16 protein-coding genes and 1 rRNA gene are annotated in these 20,167 nt (G+C 70.2%); 9 read left to right on the top strand and 8 right to left on the bottom strand.

The genetic code is table 11. The features are described 5' to 3' along the window. The 5 genes from sucB to E1161_RS26240 form a co-directional block, all read left to right on the top strand. Positions 1-1,443: 2-oxoglutarate dehydrogenase, E2 component, dihydrolipoamide succinyltransferase (sucB, locus tag E1161_RS26260; RefSeq protein WP_132627423.1), on the top strand; the 1,443-nt coding region annotated here is incomplete at its 5' end. Between the two features lie 176 nt (positions 1,444-1,619). Then, positions 1,620-2,507 carry a TIGR01777 family oxidoreductase gene (locus E1161_RS26255; protein ID WP_207920417.1) on the top strand — a complete coding sequence of 296 codons (888 nt, stop codon included), beginning with the start codon at positions 1,620-1,622 and terminating at the stop codon, positions 2,505-2,507. 45 nt (positions 2,508-2,552) lie between these two features. Beyond that, entirely contained in the window at positions 2,553-3,299 is a 747-nt protein-coding gene (gene lipB, locus E1161_RS26250; RefSeq protein WP_132627421.1) for a lipoyl(octanoyl) transferase LipB, read from the top strand. A gap of 56 nt (positions 3,300-3,355) precedes the next feature. Then, positions 3,356-4,441, top strand: coding sequence for a serine hydrolase (locus E1161_RS26245; RefSeq protein ID WP_132627420.1), 1,086 nt, complete (start codon positions 3,356-3,358; stop codon positions 4,439-4,441). Positions 4,442-4,455: 14 nt separating this feature from the next. Next, the gene (locus E1161_RS26240; RefSeq protein WP_207920416.1) at positions 4,456-4,923 is read left to right on the top strand and encodes an ArsR/SmtB family transcription factor; all 468 of its coding nucleotides are present in this window, start codon (positions 4,456-4,458) and stop codon (positions 4,921-4,923) included. Between the two features lie 19 nt (positions 4,924-4,942). Here E1161_RS26240 and E1161_RS26235 read toward each other — a convergent pair whose 3' ends face one another. The 3 genes from E1161_RS26235 to E1161_RS26225 form a co-directional block, all read right to left on the bottom strand. Further along, positions 4,943-7,777, bottom strand: a complete 2,835-nt coding sequence (locus tag E1161_RS26235; RefSeq protein WP_328591316.1) for an FAD-binding and (Fe-S)-binding domain-containing protein — start codon at positions 7,775-7,777, stop codon at positions 4,943-4,945. Between the two features lie 123 nt (positions 7,778-7,900). Beyond that, entirely contained in the window at positions 7,901-8,845 is a 945-nt protein-coding gene (locus E1161_RS26230) for an LLM class F420-dependent oxidoreductase (RefSeq protein WP_132627419.1), read from the bottom strand. A gap of 43 nt (positions 8,846-8,888) precedes the next feature. Beyond that, positions 8,889-9,491, bottom strand: a complete 603-nt coding sequence (locus E1161_RS26225; protein WP_132627418.1) for a TetR/AcrR family transcriptional regulator — start codon at positions 9,489-9,491, stop codon at positions 8,889-8,891. Positions 9,492-9,601: 110 nt separating this feature from the next. Between E1161_RS26225 and E1161_RS26220 the strand changes: the two genes are divergently transcribed. The 3 genes from E1161_RS26220 (at position 9,602) to E1161_RS26210 (ending at position 12,331) form a co-directional block, all read left to right on the top strand. After that, positions 9,602-10,093 carry a hypothetical protein gene (locus E1161_RS26220; RefSeq protein ID WP_132627417.1) on the top strand — a complete coding sequence of 164 codons (492 nt, stop codon included), beginning with the start codon at positions 9,602-9,604 and terminating at the stop codon, positions 10,091-10,093. A 174-nt stretch (positions 10,094-10,267) separates the two neighbouring features. Then, positions 10,268-11,269, top strand: coding sequence for a lipoyl synthase (gene lipA, locus E1161_RS26215; RefSeq protein ID WP_132627416.1), 1,002 nt, complete (start codon positions 10,268-10,270; stop codon positions 11,267-11,269). A 333-nt stretch (positions 11,270-11,602) separates the two neighbouring features. After that, on the top strand, positions 11,603-12,331 hold the full coding sequence (locus tag E1161_RS26210; protein WP_132627415.1) for a DUF4191 domain-containing protein: 729 nt from the start codon (positions 11,603-11,605) through the stop codon (positions 12,329-12,331). Between the two features lie 60 nt (positions 12,332-12,391). Here E1161_RS26210 and E1161_RS26205 read toward each other — a convergent pair whose 3' ends face one another. Next, positions 12,392-12,862, bottom strand: a complete 471-nt coding sequence (locus E1161_RS26205; RefSeq protein ID WP_132627414.1) for an RDD family protein — start codon at positions 12,860-12,862, stop codon at positions 12,392-12,394. Between the two features lie 219 nt (positions 12,863-13,081). Here E1161_RS26205 and glnA point away from each other — a divergent pair, with 219 nt between their 5' ends. Further along, positions 13,082-14,506 carry a type I glutamate--ammonia ligase gene (glnA, locus tag E1161_RS26200; RefSeq protein ID WP_132627413.1) on the top strand — a complete coding sequence of 475 codons (1,425 nt, stop codon included), beginning with the start codon at positions 13,082-13,084 and terminating at the stop codon, positions 14,504-14,506. 133 nt (positions 14,507-14,639) lie between these two features. Here the strand turns inward: glnA and E1161_RS26195 are convergent, their stop codons facing one another. The 4 genes from E1161_RS26195 to rrf form a co-directional block, all read right to left on the bottom strand. Continuing rightward, entirely contained in the window at positions 14,640-15,500 is an 861-nt protein-coding gene (locus tag E1161_RS26195; RefSeq protein WP_132627412.1) for an SMP-30/gluconolactonase/LRE family protein, read from the bottom strand. Positions 15,501-16,050: 550 nt separating this feature from the next. Next, positions 16,051-19,083: a bifunctional [glutamine synthetase] adenylyltransferase/[glutamine synthetase]-adenylyl-L-tyrosine phosphorylase gene (locus E1161_RS26190; RefSeq protein ID WP_132627411.1), complete on the bottom strand. Its 3,033-nt coding sequence runs from the start codon at positions 19,081-19,083 to the stop codon at positions 16,051-16,053. A 51-nt stretch (positions 19,084-19,134) separates the two neighbouring features. Continuing rightward, positions 19,135-19,881: a type 1 glutamine amidotransferase gene (locus E1161_RS26185; RefSeq protein WP_132627410.1), complete on the bottom strand. Its 747-nt coding sequence runs from the start codon at positions 19,879-19,881 to the stop codon at positions 19,135-19,137. A 170-nt stretch (positions 19,882-20,051) separates the two neighbouring features. Then, positions 20,052-20,167: ribosomal RNA gene (rrf, locus tag E1161_RS26180) — 5S ribosomal RNA — on the bottom strand.

Raw genomic sequence — 20,167 nt, 5'->3', positions numbered from 1 at the left:
CCTCCGGCGGCAGAGTCCGCTCCGGCCCCCGCCGCGCCGGCCGCCCCGTCCGGTGGTGCGCAGGGCACCGACGTGACCATGCCCGCCCTGGGCGAGAGCGTCGCCGAAGGCACGATCACCCGGTGGCTCAAGCAGATCGGCGAGTCGGTCGAGGTCGACGAGCCGCTGCTGGAGGTCTCCACCGACAAGGTCGACACCGAGATCCCGTCGCCGGTGGCCGGCACGCTGCTGGACATCAGCGCCAGTGAGGACGACACCGTCGAGGTCGGCGCCAAGCTGGCCGTGATCGGTGCCGCAGGTGCCGCCGCGTCCACCGACTCGGCTCCCGAGCCCGCGCCGGAGCCCCCGGCCGCCGCGGCTCCTGCGGCTCCGGCCGCCGCGGCTCCGGCGCCCGCCGCTCCGGCTGAGACTCCGGCCGCTCCCGCTGAGACTCCGGCCGCTCCGGCTCAGGAGGAAGAGGCGCCGGCGAACAACGGTGGCGCTCCGTACGTGACTCCGCTGGTGCGCAAGCTGGCCAACGAGCACGGCATCGACCTGACCTCGATCAAGGGCAGCGGCGTCGGCGGTCGCATCCGCAAGCAGGACGTCCAGGCCGCGATCGACGCCGAGCAAGCACCGGCACAGACCGCTCCGGCCGCTCCCGCTCCGGCCGCTCCGGCCGCCGCGGCGACGAGCTCCGCCCCGGTCACCGCGGTCGAACCGTCGGACGAGGCCAAGGCGTTGCGCGGCACCACGCAGAAGATGTCGCGCCTGCGGCAGCTGCTGGCCCGCCGCATGGTCGAGTCGCTGCAGACCGCGGCTCAGCTGACCACGGTGATCGAGGTCGACGTCACCCGGATCGCCCGGCTTCGCGACCGCGCCAAGGGCAGCTTCGAGGCGTCCGAGGGCGTCAAGCTCTCGTTCCTGCCGTTCTTCGCCAAGGCCGCGGCCGAGGCGCTGAAGCTGCACCCGAAGCTCAACGCCTCCATCGACGAGGAGAACTCCTCGGTGACCTACCACGGCGCCGAGCACCTCGCGATCGCGGTGGACACCGAGCGCGGCCTGGTCTCGCCGGTGATCCACGACGCCGGGGACCTCAACCTCGGCGGGCTGGCCCGCAAGATCGCCGACCTGGCGGCGCGGACCCGCACCAACAAGATCAAGCCCGACGAGCTCTCCGGTGGCACCTTCACCATCACGAACACCGGTAGCCGGGGCGCGCTGTTCGACACGCCGATCCTGAACCCGCCGCAGGTGGGCATGCTGGGCACCGGCACCGTCGTCAAGCGCCCGGTCGTGGTGGCCGACGAGAACGGCGGCGACACGATCGCCATCCGCTCGATGGTCTACCTGGCGCTGTCCTACGACCACCGCCTGGTCGACGGCGCCGACGCCGCCCGGTTCCTCACCACGCTCAAGCAGCGTCTCGAAGAGGGGGCTTTCGAAGCCGACCTCGGCCTCTGAGGCGAGTTCGCACTCACCTTGCTCAGCGGTGCGGGTACCGGAGCCTCAGCGGTGTGCGAGCTGAGTCCCACACCTGAGACGAGCAGCGGCGACCGCTCACCGGTTTCGGTGGGCGGTCGCTTCTTTCACACCGGAAACGTTCGCGCGGGCCCCACCGGTGCGAGACGATGCCGGACATGCGCGTCGTCGTCGCCGGATCGTCAGGGCTGATCGGTACATCATTGGTGGCCGGGCTCCGCCAAGGTGAGCACGAGGTGGTCAGGCTGGTCCGCCGCAGGCCCGCCGCTCCGGACGAGCGGAGTTGGGACCCCGATGCCGGGAAGCTGGACGCCGAGGTGCTGGAGGGCGCGGACGCGGTGGTGAACCTGAGCGGGCCGGGCATCGGCGACAAGCGCTGGAACCCGGAGCGCAAGCGCCACCTGCTGCAGTCCAGGGTGCGCTCCACCGAGGTGATCGCGAAGGCGGTCGCCGTTGCCGGCGTCCCGGTCCTGGCCAACGCTTCGGCGGTCGGCTTCTACGGCGATACCGGCTCTCATCCGGTCACCGAGACCTCTCCGCCGGGCACGGACTTCCTGGCCTCGCTGTGCCGCAGGTGGGAGGCCGCGACGGAGCCTGCCGCCGATGCCGGCGCCCGGGTGGTGCTGCTGCGCAGCGGCCTGGTGATCTCGCCCTCCGGCGGTTTGCTCAGGCAGCTCCGGCCGCTGTTCTCGCTGATGCTCGGTGGCAAGCTCGGTTCGGGGACCCAGTACATGCCCTGGATCTCGCTGGACGACGAGATCGCCGCGATCCGGTTCGTGCTGGAGAACCCGGACGTCTCGGGACCGGTGAACCTCACCGGCCCGGCACCGGTGACCAACGCCGAGTTCACCCGCGCGCTCGGCGAGGCGCTGGGCCGCCCGGCTCCGTGGACCGTGCCCGGTTTCGCGCTGCGGATCGCGATGGGCGAGCTCGCCGACACCGCGTTGACCGGGCAGCGGGCGATGCCGACGGAGTTGGAGGCCAATGGTTTCACCTTCCAGCACCCGACGCTCGGAGCAGCGCTGGCCGCGGCTACCGGGAGGTAACCGACCTTCGGCTGCCGGCCTGTTCAGACGGCGTAGCCTGGCGCCGTGAGTCGTGCCAATCATTCGTGCCGCGAGTCGTCCGAGCCGATGGCCGTGCGGCACCTGGGAACCATCGATTACCTGGACGCCTGGGATCTGCAGCGCGAGCTGGCCAGCGGTCGCGTCGAGGGCCGGAACCCCGACACCCTGCTGCTGCTGGAGCATCCGTCGGTCTACACGGCGGGCAAGCGGACGCAGCCGGAGGACCGCCCGTCGGACGGCACGCCGGTCATCGACGTGGACCGCGGTGGCAAGATCACCTGGCACGGCCCTGGCCAGATCGTCGGTTACCCGATCGTGCAGCTGTCCGACCCGATCGACGTCGTGGACTACGTGCGCCGCCTGGAGCAGGCGCTGATCCACGTGTGCGACCAGTTCGGCCTCGACGCCGGTCGGGTGGACGGCCGCAGCGGCGTGTGGCTGCCCGCGGTCGACGGACGCCCGGAGCGCAAGATCGCCGCGATCGGCATCCGCGTGCAGCGCGGCGTGACGATGCACGGCTTGGAGCTCAACTGCAACGCCGACCTGCGCGAGTTCGACCGCATCGTGCCCTGCGGCATCGCCGATGCGGGGACCACGTCGCTGTCGGACGAGCTCGGCCGCGACGTCCCGGTCGACGAGGCGCATCCGCTGGTCGAGCAGGCCGTGCAGGACGCGCTGGACGGCCGGTTGGCACTCGCCGAGCGCAACATACCCCGCCACCAGCCCGCTGCTGCGGGCGTCACGCTGGCGCTGGATCCCAGCCTCCGCTGACAAGACCGACTCCACTCCTCTAGTATTCCGGAAATCCGGACTACTGGAGGAGTGGCATGTCGTTGTCCCGTCGGAGCCTGCTCGTCGCGGCCGGAGCCGCGACTCCCCTTCTGCTGACCCGCCCCGCCTTCGCGGCGGCACCGCCGGACCTGGCGACGCCCGAAGGCTGGTTGACTTGGATCTCCGCCCACCGGAACGGCCTGGGCCTGGTGCTCGACGACGGTCGCGGAAGCCGCCTGACCCACCGCGCCGATTCCGCGCAGCCGCTTGCCTCGGCCGTCAAGGTCCTGCACCTGGCCGCCTACGCCGACGCCGTGAAGACAGCCCGGCTGGACCCGCGCGAGCTCGTCCGGGTCGGTGACTGGGAGCGCTACTACGTGCCCACCGACGGAGGCGCGCACGCGGCGAGCCTGCGCCACCTCGGCGCTCCCACCGACGAAACCGGACTCCACGCGGCCGATCCCGAACACCGGGTGGCGCTGGACGACCTGGTCGCGGTGATGGTCCTGTTCAGCGACAGCGCCACGCCTGACCTGCTCCGCGACCGCTTGGGCGCGGACGCGGTCACCCGAGCCGCCGCAGCGCGCGGATGGCCGGACGCGGACGTGCGATCGCTGTGCGCGGAGTACCTGTTCCTCGCGATGCCGGAAACCGCGCCACCGGCCGGACTTCCGGTCGCCGCGCGCCGGACCTGGGGTTTCGCCCTGGAGCGGCGGCACCGCGAGGATCCCGCGCTGCGCCGGGAGGTGCTGCGACGCCTGCAGTCCTGCGTGCCCGGATACGCCGAGCAGGTCGCGTGGGCATCGACCACGGCTGCGGGCTCGGCAACGAGGCTGGCCGCGGTGCACAGCGCGCTCAGCTCCGAAGGCGGCTTGGCGCGCGAGCACCTGGAACGCCCGCTGGCGGGCTCGCTGCCACCGGGCGTGGCCGGTGTCGGGACTAAGAGCGGCAGCCTCCCAGGCGTGCTGACCAGCGGAATCTCGGTGCGCAGGACGGACGGGTCGCTGGGGTGGGGCGCGCTGCTGGCGCACGGCGACATCAGCGCCGAACAGCTGAGCACCGGCGATCCGGGACTGCCGCTGCTGCTGGCCATCGAGGATCCGCGTTGGCGGGACCGGCTGACGGCGGCGCTGCGAGGTTGAGGCAAGCTCGTCGCGTGGACTTGCAACAGCGCGTCGAAGCACTCGAAGCCCGCGTGGCCGCCCTGGAGCCCGAGCGCTCCGCCGGTTCGGAACCCACCGCCGAGCCCAGCGGCGGCCACCTGCGCTACGAGGGCCATCTGGCCGAGCCCGCTGAGCTGGACTGGAGCATCCAGGTCGATCCCGCGCGGGTGCTCGAACTGCCCGACGGGCCGCGCACCGACGTCCTCGCGGCCCTCGGGCACCCGGCCCGCGCGGCGATCGTCCGGTTGCTGGCCACGCAGGGCCCGCAGCCGGCCACCGCCCTCCAGGAGGCGGCCGACCTGGGCTCGACCGGCCGCCTCTACCACCACCTGAAGTCCCTCACCGCGACCAACCTCGTGGAGCAGGACAAGCGCGGCTCCTACCGGCTCCGGCCGAGGGCCACTGTCCCGGCCCTCGTCCTGCTCACGGCGGCCTCCGACGTGGCCGACCAACTCCGCTGATCCCGGCGGCGAACCGCCGTCACCCGCTCCGGAGAGCCGCGCGCAGCACCTCGGCGAGGTGGGTCGCCCGGCGGGAAGTCCCCTGGGCGATCTGGGTGCGGCAGGAGAAGCCGTCGGCCAGCACGAGCACCTCCGCACCGGCGTCGCGGACCTTGGGGTAGAGCTCGCGCTCCGCGCATGCCTGGGAGACCTCCCAGTGCCCGGGTTCGAAGCCGAAGTTGCCCGCCAGGCCGCAGCACCCGGCGGAGATGACGTCGGGTTCGACACCGAGGCGTTCGAGCAGTGCCCGGTCCGGTTCCCAGCTCCCCTTCGCCTCCTGGTGGCAGTGGACCTGGGCGATCGCCGCGACGTCGAGCCTGCCGAACGGCAGCGGACCGTCGTGAGCGGCCACGAACTCGCCGAACGTCCTGGTCTGAGCGGCCAGGCGCTTCGCGCGGGGGTCTCCGGGCAACAGCTCGGTGGCCTCGTCGCGCAGCATCACGGTGCAGGACGGTTCGAGCCCGATCACCGCGCGCCCGGCCGCCAGGTGCGGGGCGAGCGACTTCAGCGAGCGGGCCAGGACCTTCCGGGCCGTGGCCAGCTGACCGGTGGAGTGCCACGTCAGGCCGCAGCACACGAATCCTTCCGGCAGCACCACCCGGTACCCCAGCGCCTCCAGGACCTCCACCGCTGCTTCGCCGACCTCGGGGCTGAGGTGGTTGGTGAAGGTGTCCGGCCACAAGACCACGGTCTCGCCGCCGCGAGGTTCGCGCCGCCGCAGGCGCCGGACCAGCGATCGCGGTGCGAACCGGATCATCTCCCGCCGCCGCTCAATCCCGCCCAACCGTGCGACCAGCTGCGACAGCGGCCGCGCGGCCAGCACCCAGTTCATCGCGGCGGCCGTGCCGGGCACCGCCGACATCAGCCGGGTCCACACCGGCAGCCAACCCATCGAGTAGTGCGCCCTCGGCCGCGGTCGGCCCCGGTAGTGGTGGTGCAGGAACTCGGCCTTGTAGGTGGCCATGTCGACGTTGACCGGGCAGTCGCTCGCGCACGCCTTGCAGGACAGGCACAGGTCGAGCGCCTCCAGCGCTTCGGCGGACCGCCATCCGTCCACAACGGACTCCCCGCGCAGCATCTCGGCCAGCACCCTCGCCCTCCCCCGCGTCGAGTGCACCTCGTCGCGGGTCACCTTGAACGACGGGCACATGCTCCCGGTGTCGAGGTTGCGGCAGGCGCCGACGCCGACGCAGCGGTCGACGGCGGCGGCGAACGAACCCCGATCGCGACCGAACGCGTGCACCGGAGTGACCTCCAACGCGCGATGGCCCGGTCCAGGCCGCACACCGGCGTCCATGGGCGCCGGATCCACCAGGACCTCGGGGTTGAGCACCCCGCTCGGGTCGAAGGTCCGCTTGAACTCCGCGAAGCAGTCCCGCGCTCCGCGGGAGTACATGTGCCGCAGCAGTTCCGAGCGTGCCCGCCCGTCGCCGTGTTCCCCGGACACCGACCCACCGTGCGAGGCGACCAGCCGGGCGGCTTCGGTGATGAACGACCGGTAGGCGGCCAGGCCGTCCTCGGTGCCCAGCTGGAAGTCGACCCGCATGTGCAGGCAGCCTTCGCCGAAGTGCCCGAACGGGACACCCCGCAGGCCGTGGGAATCCAGCAGCGCGTACAGATCCCGCAGGTAGGAGGCCAAGTTCTCGGGCGGGACGGCGGAGTCCTCCCAACCCGGCCAGGCCTCACCGCCGTCGGACAGGCGCGTGACGATGCCCGCCCCGGATTCCCGGATCCGCCACAGCTCCCGGGTCCGGCCCGGATCGGTCACGACCACCGAGCTCGCCCCCGCGATCCGCGAAGTCGCCAGCCTCGCGAGCTCACCGGCCCGCTCCTCGGCTTCGTCGGTGCTGCCACCCCCGGCTTCGCAGTAGAGCCAGGCATGACCGCCCGGCAGCGCCTGGCCCGCGTGCTCGCGGCCGGGCCGGGAACGCAGCGCCGCGAGCAGGTCGGCTCCCATGCCCTCGACGGTCATCGCTCCCGCCGCGGCGAGCTCCGGCGCGACTTCCGCGGCCAGGTAGACGTCCGGGAAGCCGATCACCGCGAGCGCCCGAGCGGTCGGCGTCGGCACCAGCCGCACGGTCGCCTCGGTGACGATCCCGCACGTGCTCTCGCTCCCGACCAGGGCCTTGGCCAGGTCGAATCCCCGTTCCGGCAGCAGGTGCTGGAGGCCGTAGCCGGAAACCTGCCGGCTGAACCGGCCGAGCTCGGTGCGCAGCAGCCCGAGGTGGCCGCCCACCAGCTCCCGCAGTCGCGCGTCGAGCTCCGGGTCGTCGCTTCCGGTCGGGGTGGCGGTGAGCGCGCTGCCGTCGGCTCGGATCAGCCGCAGCTCGACGACGTTGTCGGCCGTGGTCCCCCAGACGACGGAGTGGGCTCCGCAGGCGTTGTTGCCGATCATCCCGCCGATCGTGCAGCGGGAGTGGGTGGACGGGTCGGGCGCGAAGGTCAGACCGTGCACCGCCGCGGCCACGCGCAGGTCGTCGAGCACGACGCCCGGCTGCACCCGCGCCGTGCGGGCCTGCGGATCGATCTCCAGGATCCGGTCCATCCGCCGCGAGAAGTCCAGCACCACGCCGGATCCGATGGCGTTGCCCGCCACTGAGGTCCCGCCGCCGCGCGCCGTCACCGCGACCCCGGCATCGGCCGCTGCTCGTACCACCATGGCGACGTCGGCGTCGTCCTCCGGCTCGACGATCGCCAGCGGCACCCGCCGGTAGATCGACGCGTCGGAGGCGTAGGCCGCGCAGGCGGTCCGGTCGGTCCGCACCTTCCCGGGCAACGCGGCGGCAAGCTCCCGCTGCCACGAGATCGTTCCCACCTGCGACAACACGACCTCCTGCGAATATCGACTCACACATGCCGGAGAACCGCGCACCAAGCGGCCCCAGCGTCCGGCTCGGACCGTCCGCGGGTGACCGGCTGCCGATCACCCGCGGTGGAGTCACAGCTGCGGGGCGACCTGATCGGCGACGACGTCGAGGTGATCGAGGTCGACGAGATCGAGGACCTGCAGGTAGAGACGGGTGATGCCGGTGCGCTCGCGCCAGCAACCGATCTTGTCGACGACCTCGTCCGGTGTGCCCGCCAGGCCGTTCTCGCGCAGCTCGGCGACCTCGCGGCCGATGGATTCGGCGCGGCGGGCGAGTTCGCCCTCGTCCTTGCCGACGCACAGCACCATCGCCGCGGACCGCACGATCTCACCGCTGTCCCGACCGATCGCCTGGCAGGCGGCGTCGACGCGCTCGAACTGCGCGGTGGCGGTCTCGACGTCGACGAACGGCAGGTTGAACTCGTCGGCGAACCGGGCCGCCAGCGCCGGGGTGCGCTTCCGGCCCGCACCGCCGATCAGCACCGGCGGACGCGGCCGCTGAGCGGGTTTGGGCAGCGCCGGCGATTCGGCGAGCTGGTAGTGCTCGCCGTCGAAGGAGTACGTCTCCCCGTCCGGCGTCTCCCACAGGCCGGTGATGATCTCCAGCTGTTCGGCGAAGCGGTCGAACCGCTCCTGCAACGAGGGGAACGGGATGCCGTAGGCGGCGTGCTCCTCCTCGTACCAGCCGCTGCCCAGCCCGAACTCGACGCGGCCGCCGGACATCTGGTCGACCTGCGCGACCGAGATCGCCAGCGGGCCGGGCAGCCGGAAGGTCCCGGCCGTCATGAGGGTGCCCAGCCGCAACGTTCTGGTCTCGCGCGCGAGTCCGCCCAAGGTCACCCAGGCGTCGGTCGGGCCGGGCTCGCCGATGACCGGCCCCATCTTCAGGTAGTGGTCGGAGCGGAAGAACGCGTCGTAGCCGGTGTCCTCGGCGTGCTTGGCCACGCGCAGCAGGTCGTCGTAGCTGGCGCCCTGCTGGGGTTCGGTGAAGATCCGCAACTGGAGGTGCTCTGTCACGATCTCCGAGGCTAGTTGCCCGAACCACCGGGCGTCGTGGCGGTCATCCCGAGCGCAGACCGTTGAGCACCCGCTCGATGCACACCGCGATGTCGGCGCGTTCCTGCATCGGCGAGGAGGACGCGGCGATCGCGGTCGCACCGGCCGACAGCGCGCCGAACATGATCCGCGCGAACGCGTCGACCGGCAGCGCGTCACCGATCTCGCCGGAGGCGATCAGCTTGGACACGACGGTGCGCAGCACGCCGAAGGTGTAGGCCTCCTCGGCGTCGCGCCAGCGGCCCCAGCCCATCACCGCGGGCCCGTCCTGCACGACGATGCGCTGGTAAGAGGGCTCCAGGCAGACCTCCAGGAACGCCCGCAGCCCGGACCGGGTGGCCTCCCACGGATCGCCCGGGTCCGAGACGACCTCCGACAGCCGCGCCACGACCCCGGACTCCACCGAGTTGAACGCCGCCTCGAACAGCGCCTGCTTGCCGCCGAAGTGGTGGTACAGCGCGCCCTTGGTGACCCGCGCCCGCTTGACGATCTCCTCGAGCGAGGTCTGCGAGTACCCGTGCTCGGTGAACAGGTCCACGGCCGAATCCACCAGCGCCTGCCTGGTGGCTTCGGAGTACTCGACGCGCCGCGGACGTGCTGTAGCCATGCTCACAAGCCTATGACATACCGACGGTACGACTCCGTGCTACCGTGATCCCGTGACATACTGAGGGTATGTCGCTGCACCTCGGGTATCACCGACCCCTGGAGAGCGCCATGAGCTGGAATGATTTCCACCAGAGGCAACAGGCGTTGGCCGAGGTACTCGACAGCGCTCGTCGAGACCTCACCGCGGCCTTCGACACCGTGCCCAGCCCTTTCAACGACACCGCCGAGCTGCTCGCCGCGCTGCACCACAAGTGGATGCAGCAGCTGACCGGCCGCGTCGAAGTCGCGCTGATCGACACCGAGAACGGACCGCGCGACGACCGCGTCAAGGCGGTCACCATGGCCTGGCGCCGCACGGCCGGCGCCAATCCGGGCCTGCGCGCCGCGCTGGACCTGCACTCCGCCAACCCCGCGCTGTCCGAGGCTTCCGCGCGCGAGCACCGGCTGCTGGCGATCGCCGCCGGCCTCGCGGAGGAGCACGAGCCACCGCACGAGGTCGCTCGCGTCGGCCACACGTTCGTCCAACTGCTGCGCGCGACCACGATCACGAATCGGGACGATCGACCGAGGCCGCTCCGCAAGCTCATCCCGAGCCTCTGAAGCGAGCCCGGCACCGGCCCGGACTGTGCAGCATGCCCGGTTCGGGACCGGTGCTCGCAGCATTGCGCACAGCTCCTGAGCCTGGGGTGACAGCCATCACCACCTGCGAAGATCTTCCCAGATCAGCCGGACTCCCTTGCCCAACACCGGGGGTTGAGGGCGTAGCCTGGGCGCGTGACTGTGGCGCCTGAGGGTCGCAAGCTGCTGCGGTTGGAGGCCCGCAACAGCCAGACTCCGATCGAGAAGAAGCCGTCGTGGATCAAAACCCGCGCCCGGATGGGTCCCGAGTACAAGGAGCTCAAGGGACTCGTCAAGCGCGAGGGGTTGCACACCGTCTGCGAGGAGGCGGGTTGCCCGAACATCTTCGAGTGCTGGGAAGACCGCGAGGCCACCTTCCTCATCGGTGGTGACCAGTGCACCCGTCGCTGCGACTTCTGCCAGATCGACACCGGCAAGCCTGCCGCGCTGGACACCTCCGAACCGCGCAAGGTCGCCGAGTCGGTGCAGGCCATGGGCCTGCGCTACTCCACGGTCACCGGTGTCGCCCGCGACGACCTGGACGACGGCGGGGCCTGGCTGTACGCCGAGACCGTCCGCCAGATCCACGAGCTCAACCCGGGCACCGGCGTGGAGCTGCTCATCCCCGACTTCAACGCCGAGCCCGACCAGCTCGAAGAGGTCTTCAGCTCCCGGCCCGAGGTGCTCGCGCACAACCTGGAGACCGTGCCCAGCGTGTTCCGCCGGATCCGCCCCGGCTTCCGCTACGAACGGTCCCTGGAAGTGATCACCAAGGCGCGTGACGCGGGCCTGGTCACCAAGTCGAACCTGATCCTCGGCATGGGCGAGACCCCCGACGAGGTCCGCCCCGCGCTGCAGGACCTGCGCGACGCGGGCTGCGACATCATCACGATCACCCAGTACCTGCGGCCGAGCCCGCGGCACCACCCGGTGGACCGCTGGGTGAAGCCGGAGGAGTTCGTCGAGCACACCCAGGCCGCCGAGGAGATCGGCTTCCCGGGCGTCATGGCCGGCCCCCTGGTCCGCTCCAGCTACCGAGCGGGCCGCCTGTTCGCCAAGGCCACGGTCCACCGAGGCATGCCGCTGCCGGACAACATGGCCCACCTCGCCGAGGCAGGCACAGCAGCACAAGAAGCCAGCAGCCTGCTCAACCGCTGACACCGGAGGAAGGGGGGTGCTTCCGAGAGGAAGCACCCCCCTTCCTCGATGGAAGCCCACGTCAGGCAAGCACCAGAGGTGCTTCCTCCTCACCCACCCACGACACGTCGCACCGCCGCGGGTTCTCAGACGTCACCTGCGGAGGACAGCCGTAGCGCCGTGGCTGGGGCAGGCACGAGCCTCAGGTCGGAGCTGAGGTTCCGCTTCTGGCGCCGCTGAGCAGAACGGGACCACGGAGTATTCGATCTTCACGACCCGACCCCGAACACATCTCGATCACGCCTGCAGGGATGCAACTACAACCCCCACAGCGCGAGCCGTATCCTGAAGGACATGGCCAAGCAGGACAAGGCCGCTAAGAAAGAGGCGGCCAAACAGCGACGTCAGGCTTCGGTAGGCCGCGTCAAGCAGATCTTCGAGGCGTTCAAGATGCAGCGCCGGGAGGACAAGCTCCTCCTGCCGCTGATGCTCGGAGCGTTCCTCGGTGTGACCGTCGTGGTCTTCCTGCTGGGCATGATCTGGGGTCTGCACTGGGTGTTCCTTCCCGTGGGCCTCGCGTTCGGCCTGCTCGCGGCCGTGATCATCTTCGGGCGTCGGGTGCAGGCGACGGTGTTCCGCAAGGCCGAGGGGCAGCCCGGGGCCGCCGGTTGGGCGCTGGACAACCTGCGGGGACGTTGGGTCGTCTCCCAGGCGGTGGCCGGCACCCAGCAGCTCGACGCAGTGCACCGGATCATCGGTCGGCCGGGCATCGTGCTCGTCGGCGAAGGCTCCCCGGGCAGGGTCAAGAACCTGGTCTCGCAGGAGAAGAAGCGCGTGTCGCGCCTGGTCGGCGACACCCCGATCTACGAGATGATCGTGGGCGACGAGGAGGGCCAGGTCCCGCTGCCGAAGTTGCAGCGGCGGATCATGAAGCTGCCGCGCAACATCGGTCCTGCCCAGATCGACAACATCGAGAACCGCCTGTCGGCGCTGGCCAGCCGCGGCAACGCGATGCCCAAGGGCCCGGTTCCGCAAGGCGCCAAGATGCGCAACGTGTCGCGCGCGATGCGCCGCGCCAAGTAGGACGAGGCGAAGAGTACGGGCCCGGGGATGTCTCCCCGGGCCCGTACTCTTCGCTCTGGGTCAGCGACGCAGGACGATGGTGCCGCTGATCCGGTCGTGCCACGAGCGGCCGTCGAAGTTCCAGATCACGGCCGGGATGATCAGCACGGTGAGCAGGCCGCGCAGCACCGCGCGCAGCGGCCCGACCATCTTGGGGGCGTCGACGCGCGCCACCCAGATCTTGGTGAGGGCCATGCCGGGTGTCGCGCCGAAGAACGACACCGGCACCGCGGTGATGACCAGCCAGGTCAGCAGGCTCCAGTCGCCCGGGTAGGCCGGTGCGGTGAAAGCGGTGGTGATCACCGCGGCGAGCACCAGGTCGACCACGAACGCCAGCAGTCGCTTGCGCAGCGGCGCGGCCGAGCCGGGCCCGGATTCGGGCAGACCGAGCTCCTCGCCGCGGAACGCCGGCCGGTTCTCGCGGGCCTGGTCACGCGCCTGGTTCATCGCGCTCTTCGGGCCGTCCAGCCACGAGCCGAGGACATTTCGCACGTCAACCAGGGTACGCACCTGCTCCACCGGGCCGCTGGGGAGCATCGGCTTCCACCGCGATGTGTAACCGGCGTCACCCGTTCAGGTGGCCGTTAACGCCCGCGAAACATTCAGGAGACGCCGGGGCAACACCGGTGACATACCGTCATTGACGAGCCGGCGGCGACCAATCGACGTGGCACCGGTGAGCTGTACGACTGCGTGAAGGAGCCACCGAGCTTGTTCAAGAATCCAGACGAGGTCCTCCGCTTCATCGCCGATGAGGACGTGAAGTTCGTCGATGTCCGGTTCTGCGACCTGCCGGGCGTCATGCAGCACTTCACGGTGCCCGCCAGCGCGTTCGACGAGGACTCGTTCACCAACGGTCTCGCTTTCGACGGTTCGTCCGTGCGCGGCTTCCAGTCGATCCACGAATCCGACATGCTGCTGCTGCCGGACCCCTACACGGCGCGCGTGGACCCGTTCCGCACCGAGAAGACGCTGATCCTGAACTTCTTCGTGCACGACCCGTTCACGTTGGAGCCCTACAGCCGCGATCCGCGCAACATCGCGCGCAAGGCAGAGCAGTACCTGACCGAGTCCGGCGTGGCCGACACCGCGTTCTTCGGTGCTGAGGCCGAGTTCTACATCTTCGACTCGGTCAAGTTCGGGGAAGCCCCGAACAAGACCTTCGCCGAGGTCGACTCCATCGAGGGCTGGTGGAACACCGGTCGCGACGAGGAGGGCGGCAACCGGGGTTACAAGACCCGGATGAAGGGCGGCTACTTCCCCGTCTCGCCGTACGACCACTTCGCCGACCTGCGCGACAAGATGGTCGTGCAGCTGCAGGGGTCGGGCTTCGAGATCGAGCGCGCCCACCACGAGGTCGGTACCGGCGGCCAGGCCGAGATCAACTACAAGTTCAACACGCTGCTGCACGCGGCGGACGACTTGCAGCTGTTCAAGTACGTCATCAAGAACACGGCGTGGGAGGCCGGCAAGACCGTGACCTTCATGCCGAAGCCGTTGTTCGAGGACAACGGTTCGGGCATGCACAGCCACATGTCGCTGTGGAAGGACGGCAGCCCGCTGTTCTACGACGAGGCCGGTTACGCGGGCCTGTCGGACATGGCGCGCTACTACATCGGCGGCATCCTGCACCACGCCCCGAAGCTGCTGGCCTTCACCAACCCGTCGGTGAACTCCTACCACCGTCTGGTGCCGGGCTTCGAGGCCCCGGTGAACCTGGTGTACTCGCAGCGAAACCGCTCCGCCTGCATGCGGATCCCGATCACCGGCTCGAACCCGAAGGCCAAGCGCGTCGAGTTCCGGTGCCCGGACCCGTCCGGCAACCCCTACCTGGCGTTCGCCGCGATGATGATGGCCGGCCTGGACGGCATCAAGAACAAGATCGAGCCGGCCGAGCCGATCGACAAGGACCTCTACGAGCTTCCGCCGGAAGAGGCCAAGAACGTCCCGACCGTCCCGAGCTCGCTGGCCGAGGCGATCGACAACCTGGAAGCCGACCACGACTTCCTGCTCGAGGGTGGCGTCTTCACCCCGGACCTGATCGAGACCTGGATCCGGTTGAAGCGCGAGGAGGAGATCGACCCGATCCGCCTCCGCCCGCACCCGCACGAGTTCTCGCTGTACTTCGACGTGTGAGTCGATGACCAGCTGCGAGCGGCCCCGCCGGTCCCCGGACCGGCGGGGCCGCTTCATCTCCGGAGCACCTCCGCGGCGATGCGATCCGCTATTAGCACTCAGTGATCAACATCAGTGATGGCCGTCGAGATGATCAGAGTCCCTGCCAAGGAGGCAGCGGGGCGCCCGTCGCACCGGGACGGAAGCGCAGGAGGGAGCCTGCGTAGGGGTCCGCGTTGAAGGCCGGTTCGTCGTAGCCGAAGCAGGCCGAGGTCACGTAGAGCTCCTCCAGGCGGGAACCGCCGAAGGCCAGGCCGCTGACGCGCCTCGTCGGCGCCCACAAGATCGTCTCCAGGTCACCGGACGGCGCGTAGCGGTGTATCCGGCCCGTCCAGTGCATCGCGACCCACACGCAGCCCTCCGAGTCGACCGCCAGCCCCTCCGGACTGCCGTCGGACTCCGCGCACACCACCCACGTGCGGCCGGCGTGCGCGCGGGCGCGCTGCGGGTCGTAGTCGTAGATCCAGATGGTGCGCACGTCCACCACGTACATCCGGGTGCCGTCCGGGCTCCACGCCACCCCGCCCGGCCCGGTCAGCCCGTCGATCAGCAACCGCGCCCGGTTGCCCTCCAAGACGTAGCAACCGCTGGCCCGCAGGTCCGACGCGTGCGTCATGGTGCAGGCCACGAACCGGCCCGCCGGATCGCAGCCACCGATGCTCATCCGGTCCCCGTTGCGCACCTGCACCACCGGCTCCAGCCCGGAACGGCCCAGGTGGACTCGGGAGAACCCGCCGTTGGCCGCGGCGATGAGCTGCCCCTGCCGCGTGGCCCCCAGCGCGGTGACCTTGCCCGGCAGCACCCGGACCTCGTTGACGCCGGTATCGCGGTAGAAGGTGTGCAATTCCCTGCGCAGCAGATCCACCCAATAGACGCAGTTCTGGGCTGACATCCACAGCGGAGCACTTCCGCACAAGGCCTGTCGGTCGACGAGCAGCTCGAAGTCCTCGGACATTCCAGTCCCCTCATCCCAGACCGCGGTGCATTGATCAGATTAGGGATCCATCGACCCCCGAAGCGACCGCCGACCGGCGGGTTTCGGAGTTCGCCTGGCCTAGCCCCGTTCGCGGCGAAACGGACGCGAGCACCACCACGACCGTCGCAATGCAGTGCACGGGGAGGCCGTCGAATCGCCGTCACCGTCAAGGACGCGGAAGCCCATGCGCCGGTGGGATTGATCGCCCCCGTGTTCTCCGGTGAGGTGATCGAGTCGACCTCTGCTCGTCCGGCGAACGGGATGGTCTCGCAGGATTGGGCGCGAGGCCGGCGGGCTGGCCCGTTCATGCGCTGCGCAGGGTCGACGCCGACGAAGTGCTGGTAGCAGACTGCGGCCGATCAGCGAGGAGTCCGATCAGGTACCGCACCCTGCGCTCGTCGTCCTCGGCGACGAGGCAGGTGCTCGTGAAGGGCTGCAGGGACAGGGCCGGTCCGCGGCCGGCGGGCCACGCTGCTGATCGCCTCGACGATCGCGGGGTGGACGTCCTCCCCTGCCTGCTTGATCGTGGTCATGCCTCGTAGAAGATCCTCTCCACGACCGTTCTGGCGTGGCGGGTGACCCGGAGGTAGTCGTCTACGACCTCGCCGGTGTCGACATCGGCCGAATAGCCCAGGGCAGCCGCCACCGCGACTCGCTCCTGCACGTGCTTGGGCAGCTGATCACCCGGCTTGCCGCGGACCAGCATGACCGCGTTGCGGAAGCGGGTCGCCAGCATCCACGCGTCGATGAGCTCCTGCGCGTCGGACTCGCTGAGGAGTCCGGCCTCGGCCGCCGCGCGCAGGCCGTCCAGCGTCGAGGTCGTGCGCAGCCGCGGTGTCTCGTGGGCGTGCTGGAGCTGCAACAGCTGCACCGTCCACTCCACGTCGGCCAGCCCTCCCCGGCCGAGCTTGGTGTGCGTCGCCGGGTCCGCACCGCGCGGCAGGCGCTCGGCATCCACACGAGCCTTGATCCGCCGGATCTCCCGCACCTTGGTCTCGTCGAGACCGCCCTCGGGGTAGCGGATCGGGTCGATGGCGCGGCAGAACCGCTCCCCCAGGTCCGGGTCACCGGCCACCGCGCGGGCCCGCAGCAGCGCCTGGAACTCCCACGCCTCACCCCACCGCTGGTAGTAGGAGAGGTAGGACTCCAGCGTGCGCACCAGAGATCCCTGCTTGCCCTCCGGCCGCAGATCGATGTCGACCTCCAGCGGCGGGTCCTGGCTCGGTGCGCCCAGCAACGTGCGCACCCGCTCCACCACGGTGCTCGCGAACTTCAACGCCGTCGCCTCATCGGCCTGACCGATCGGCTCGCACACGAACAGGACGTCGGCGTCCGAGCCGTAGCCGAGCTCCGCACCGCCGAGCCTGCCCATCCCGATCACCGCGATCCTCGCCGGGATCTCGCCGCCCCACTTCGACGCGGTGTCCCGTACCGACACGTCCAGCGCCGACTCCAGCACCGCGACCCAGATGTTGGACAACGCCCGGCAGACCGTGTCGAGCTCCACCAGTCCCAGCAGATCCGCGCAGGCTATGCGCAGCAACTCGTGCCTGCGCAGCGAGCGCGCAGCTGCCGCCGCCCGCTGCGGGTCCGCGTAACGACCGACCGTGCTGCGCAGCGAGATCGCCGCCTCCTGCGAACCGCGCTCCGCCAGCGCCGGCGTGTCGGCCAGCAGCCGCAGCACCTCCGGCGCGCGGATCAGCAGCTCCGGTACCAGCTTCGACGTGCCCAGCAGCTGAGCGAGCCGCTCGGCCACCACTCCCTCGTCCCGCAACAGCCGCAGGTACCACGGGGTTTCGGCGAGCGCCTCGGAAACTTTGCGATAGGCGAGCAGACCACCATCGGGATCCGGAGTGTTGCCCAGCAGGTCGAGCAGCACCGGCAACAGCGCCCCCTGGATGCTCGCCCGACGCGACACACCGGAGGTCAGCGCGCCGATGTGCCGCAACGCGCCCTGCGGTGAGGTGTAGCCCAGCGCGGCGAGCCGTTCGGCGGCGGCCGAGGTCGTCAACCGCATGGCCTCCGTCGGCACCTTCGCCACCGCTTCCAGCAGCGGGCGGTAGAACAGCTTCTCGTGCAGTCGCCGGACCCGCTTGGCATGCCTGCGGAACTCGGCCACCAGGGCCTGCGCGGCCGTGTTCCGGCCACTGGACCGGAACCCGACCGCTCGCCCCAGCACGCTGAGCGCTTCCGCGTCGTCGAACTCCGGGAACAAGTGGGTGCGCCGCAGCTGCCGCAGCTGCAACCGGTGCTCCACGGTCCGCAGGAACCGGTAGGAGTCGATCAGGTCGGCGGCGTCGGCCCTGGCCACGTAGCCGCCGTCGCCCAAGGCTCGCAACGCCTCCAAAGTGGACGAAGAGCGCAACGATTCGTCGCTGCGGCCGTGCACCATCTGCAGCAGCTGCACCGCGAACTCCACGTCGCGCAGGCCGCCGCGCCCCAGCTTCAGCTCCCGCTCGGCCAGGTCCAACGGCACGTGGGCCTCGACCCGCCTGCGCATCGAACGCACGTCGGCCACGAAATCATCGCGCTCGGCGGCCGTCCACACCATCGGCCGCACGGCCTGGAGGTACCGGAGCCCCAGTTCCGCGTCACCGGCGACCGGCCGTGCCTTGAGCAGGGCCTGGAACTCCCAGGTCCTGGCCCAGCGCCGGTAGTAGCTGAGATGCCCGTCCAGCGTGCGGACCAACGCGCCCGCCTTGCCCTCCGGGCGGAGGTTCGCGTCGATCTCGAAGAACGCCGGCCCCACGATGCGCATCATCAGGCTCGCCAAGCGAGTTCCGGCCGCGACATCGGATTCGCTGTCGGCGACGAACACGACGTCGACATCGCTGACGTAGTTCAGCTCGCGGCCACCGCACTTGCCCATCGCGATGACCGACAGCCGCGGCAGCTCGTCGATCCCGGCCTCGGCGACCGCCACCGCGAGCGCCGCTTTGAGCGCCGCGACCGCCAGGTCCGAGAGCATGTCCGCGACCTCGTCGTAGGACAGCGATGCGAGGCCGGGTTCGGCGATGTTGCCCAGGTCGCGAGCAGCGATGTCCAGCAGCAGCGCCCGGTAGGTCGCGCGCAGCTCGCGGACCGCCTCCTGGCCGTGCACCTCGGCGACGGGTCCGCCCTCGGTTCCCGGTTCCCCATCGCCTGCAGCGCCCACGGCGGCCAGCAGCGCGGCTGTCCACTCGTCGACCGTTTCCGGTGGAGTCGCATCCGAGGCCAGCCGAACCCAGTCCCCCGGGTGAGCGGCGAGGTGATCGGCGAAGGCCGTGGATTCGCCCAGCACGCTGAGCAGCCGTCCTCGAAGTCCCACGTCCTGCGCCAGCGCGGCGGACAGCCCGTCCCACTCGTCAGGAGACGCTTCCCGCATCCTCTCCAACGAGTGCAACGCCAGGTCCGGATCAGGAGTGCGCGACAACGCGGCCAGGATCGGTTCGGCCTCACCAGGACCGCGCGCCGACCACCACCCGGCGCTCCTCAACTGGTCCTCGGCTCGTTCGGCGTCGCTGAACCCGTACCGGGCCGTCGACGGGACCGAACCAGACCTCGACGAGTTGCTGTTGGCCATATCCGAACCGTAGTCCGCAGCGGGCTCCTGCGTGGAGCCGCCTGCACGAGGTCACGCGAGCGGGAGGAACCTGCTCGCCTTCCGCTCTTCCGGTGGCGTGCCGACGATGCGAACGAATCGCTCCGCGACGGGCTGCCAGGTTTCGGCGAGATCGGCGTGGAACTCAACGAGGTGTTCGGGATCCAGCTGGCCGGCGCGTGCGGTCGCCGCCATCTCCGGCGAGTTCCGAGCCCATTCCAGAACGACGTCCGGCGTGGTCTCGATGTGGAACTGCAAGCCGTAGGCGCACTCACCGAGGCGGAACGCCTGGTTGTCGCACTTCGGGGACGAGGCCAGCAGCTGGGCCGACGGCGGCAGGCTGAACTCGTCGTTGTGGAACTGCACGACGTCGGGCGTCAGCGGGAGCGGACCGAGCAGCGGATCCTCGGCGGCGACGTCGCGCTTGGCCACCAAGAGGGTGCCGACCTCCGGTCCCTTCCGGATCGGCCGCACCTGGCCACCGGTCGCCGCCGCTAGCAGTTGCGCACCGAGGCAGATCGCAAGCACCGGCAACCGCTTGGACACCGCGCCGCTGAGCATCAAGCGGACGTCCGACAACCACGGGTGATCGATGTCGTCGTACGCGCCCATCTCCCCACCGAGAACGATGAGCCCGTCGTAATCGTCGAGTGCAGGCAGAGCCCGCTCCGCCGGCTGCACGACATCGAGTTCGGCCCCGGCATCTCTCAACCAGTCACCGAGACGCCCCAGGGGGTCAACAGGCGACGGCTGCACGACCAAGATCCGAACACCGCTCATAGCACCGAGGTTACGGGCGGCGGGTCCACTTCCTCAACAACGAACACCCCGGAAGAACCGGTATCCGTCCCTCATGGCAGACCGGGATTCGGCCTTCCGCGGGTTTTTTGGGCATGAAAAATGGGGTGGGCAGGAGAATTCCTTCTCCTGCCCACCCCACTTGAGGATTGTGTCGGCGGTGTCTTACTCTCCCACACCCTAGCGAGTGCAGTACCATCAGCGCTGGGGAGCTTAGCTACCGGGTTCGGAATGGGACCGGGCGGACCCTCCCCGCCATCGCCACCGA

Source organism: Saccharopolyspora aridisoli (assembly GCF_004348445.1).
Classification (GTDB): Bacteria; Actinomycetota; Actinomycetes; order Mycobacteriales; family Pseudonocardiaceae; genus Saccharopolyspora; species Saccharopolyspora aridisoli.
Note: the sequence above shows the minus strand (reverse complement) of the source record. Positions and strands in the feature narration are given on the sequence as shown.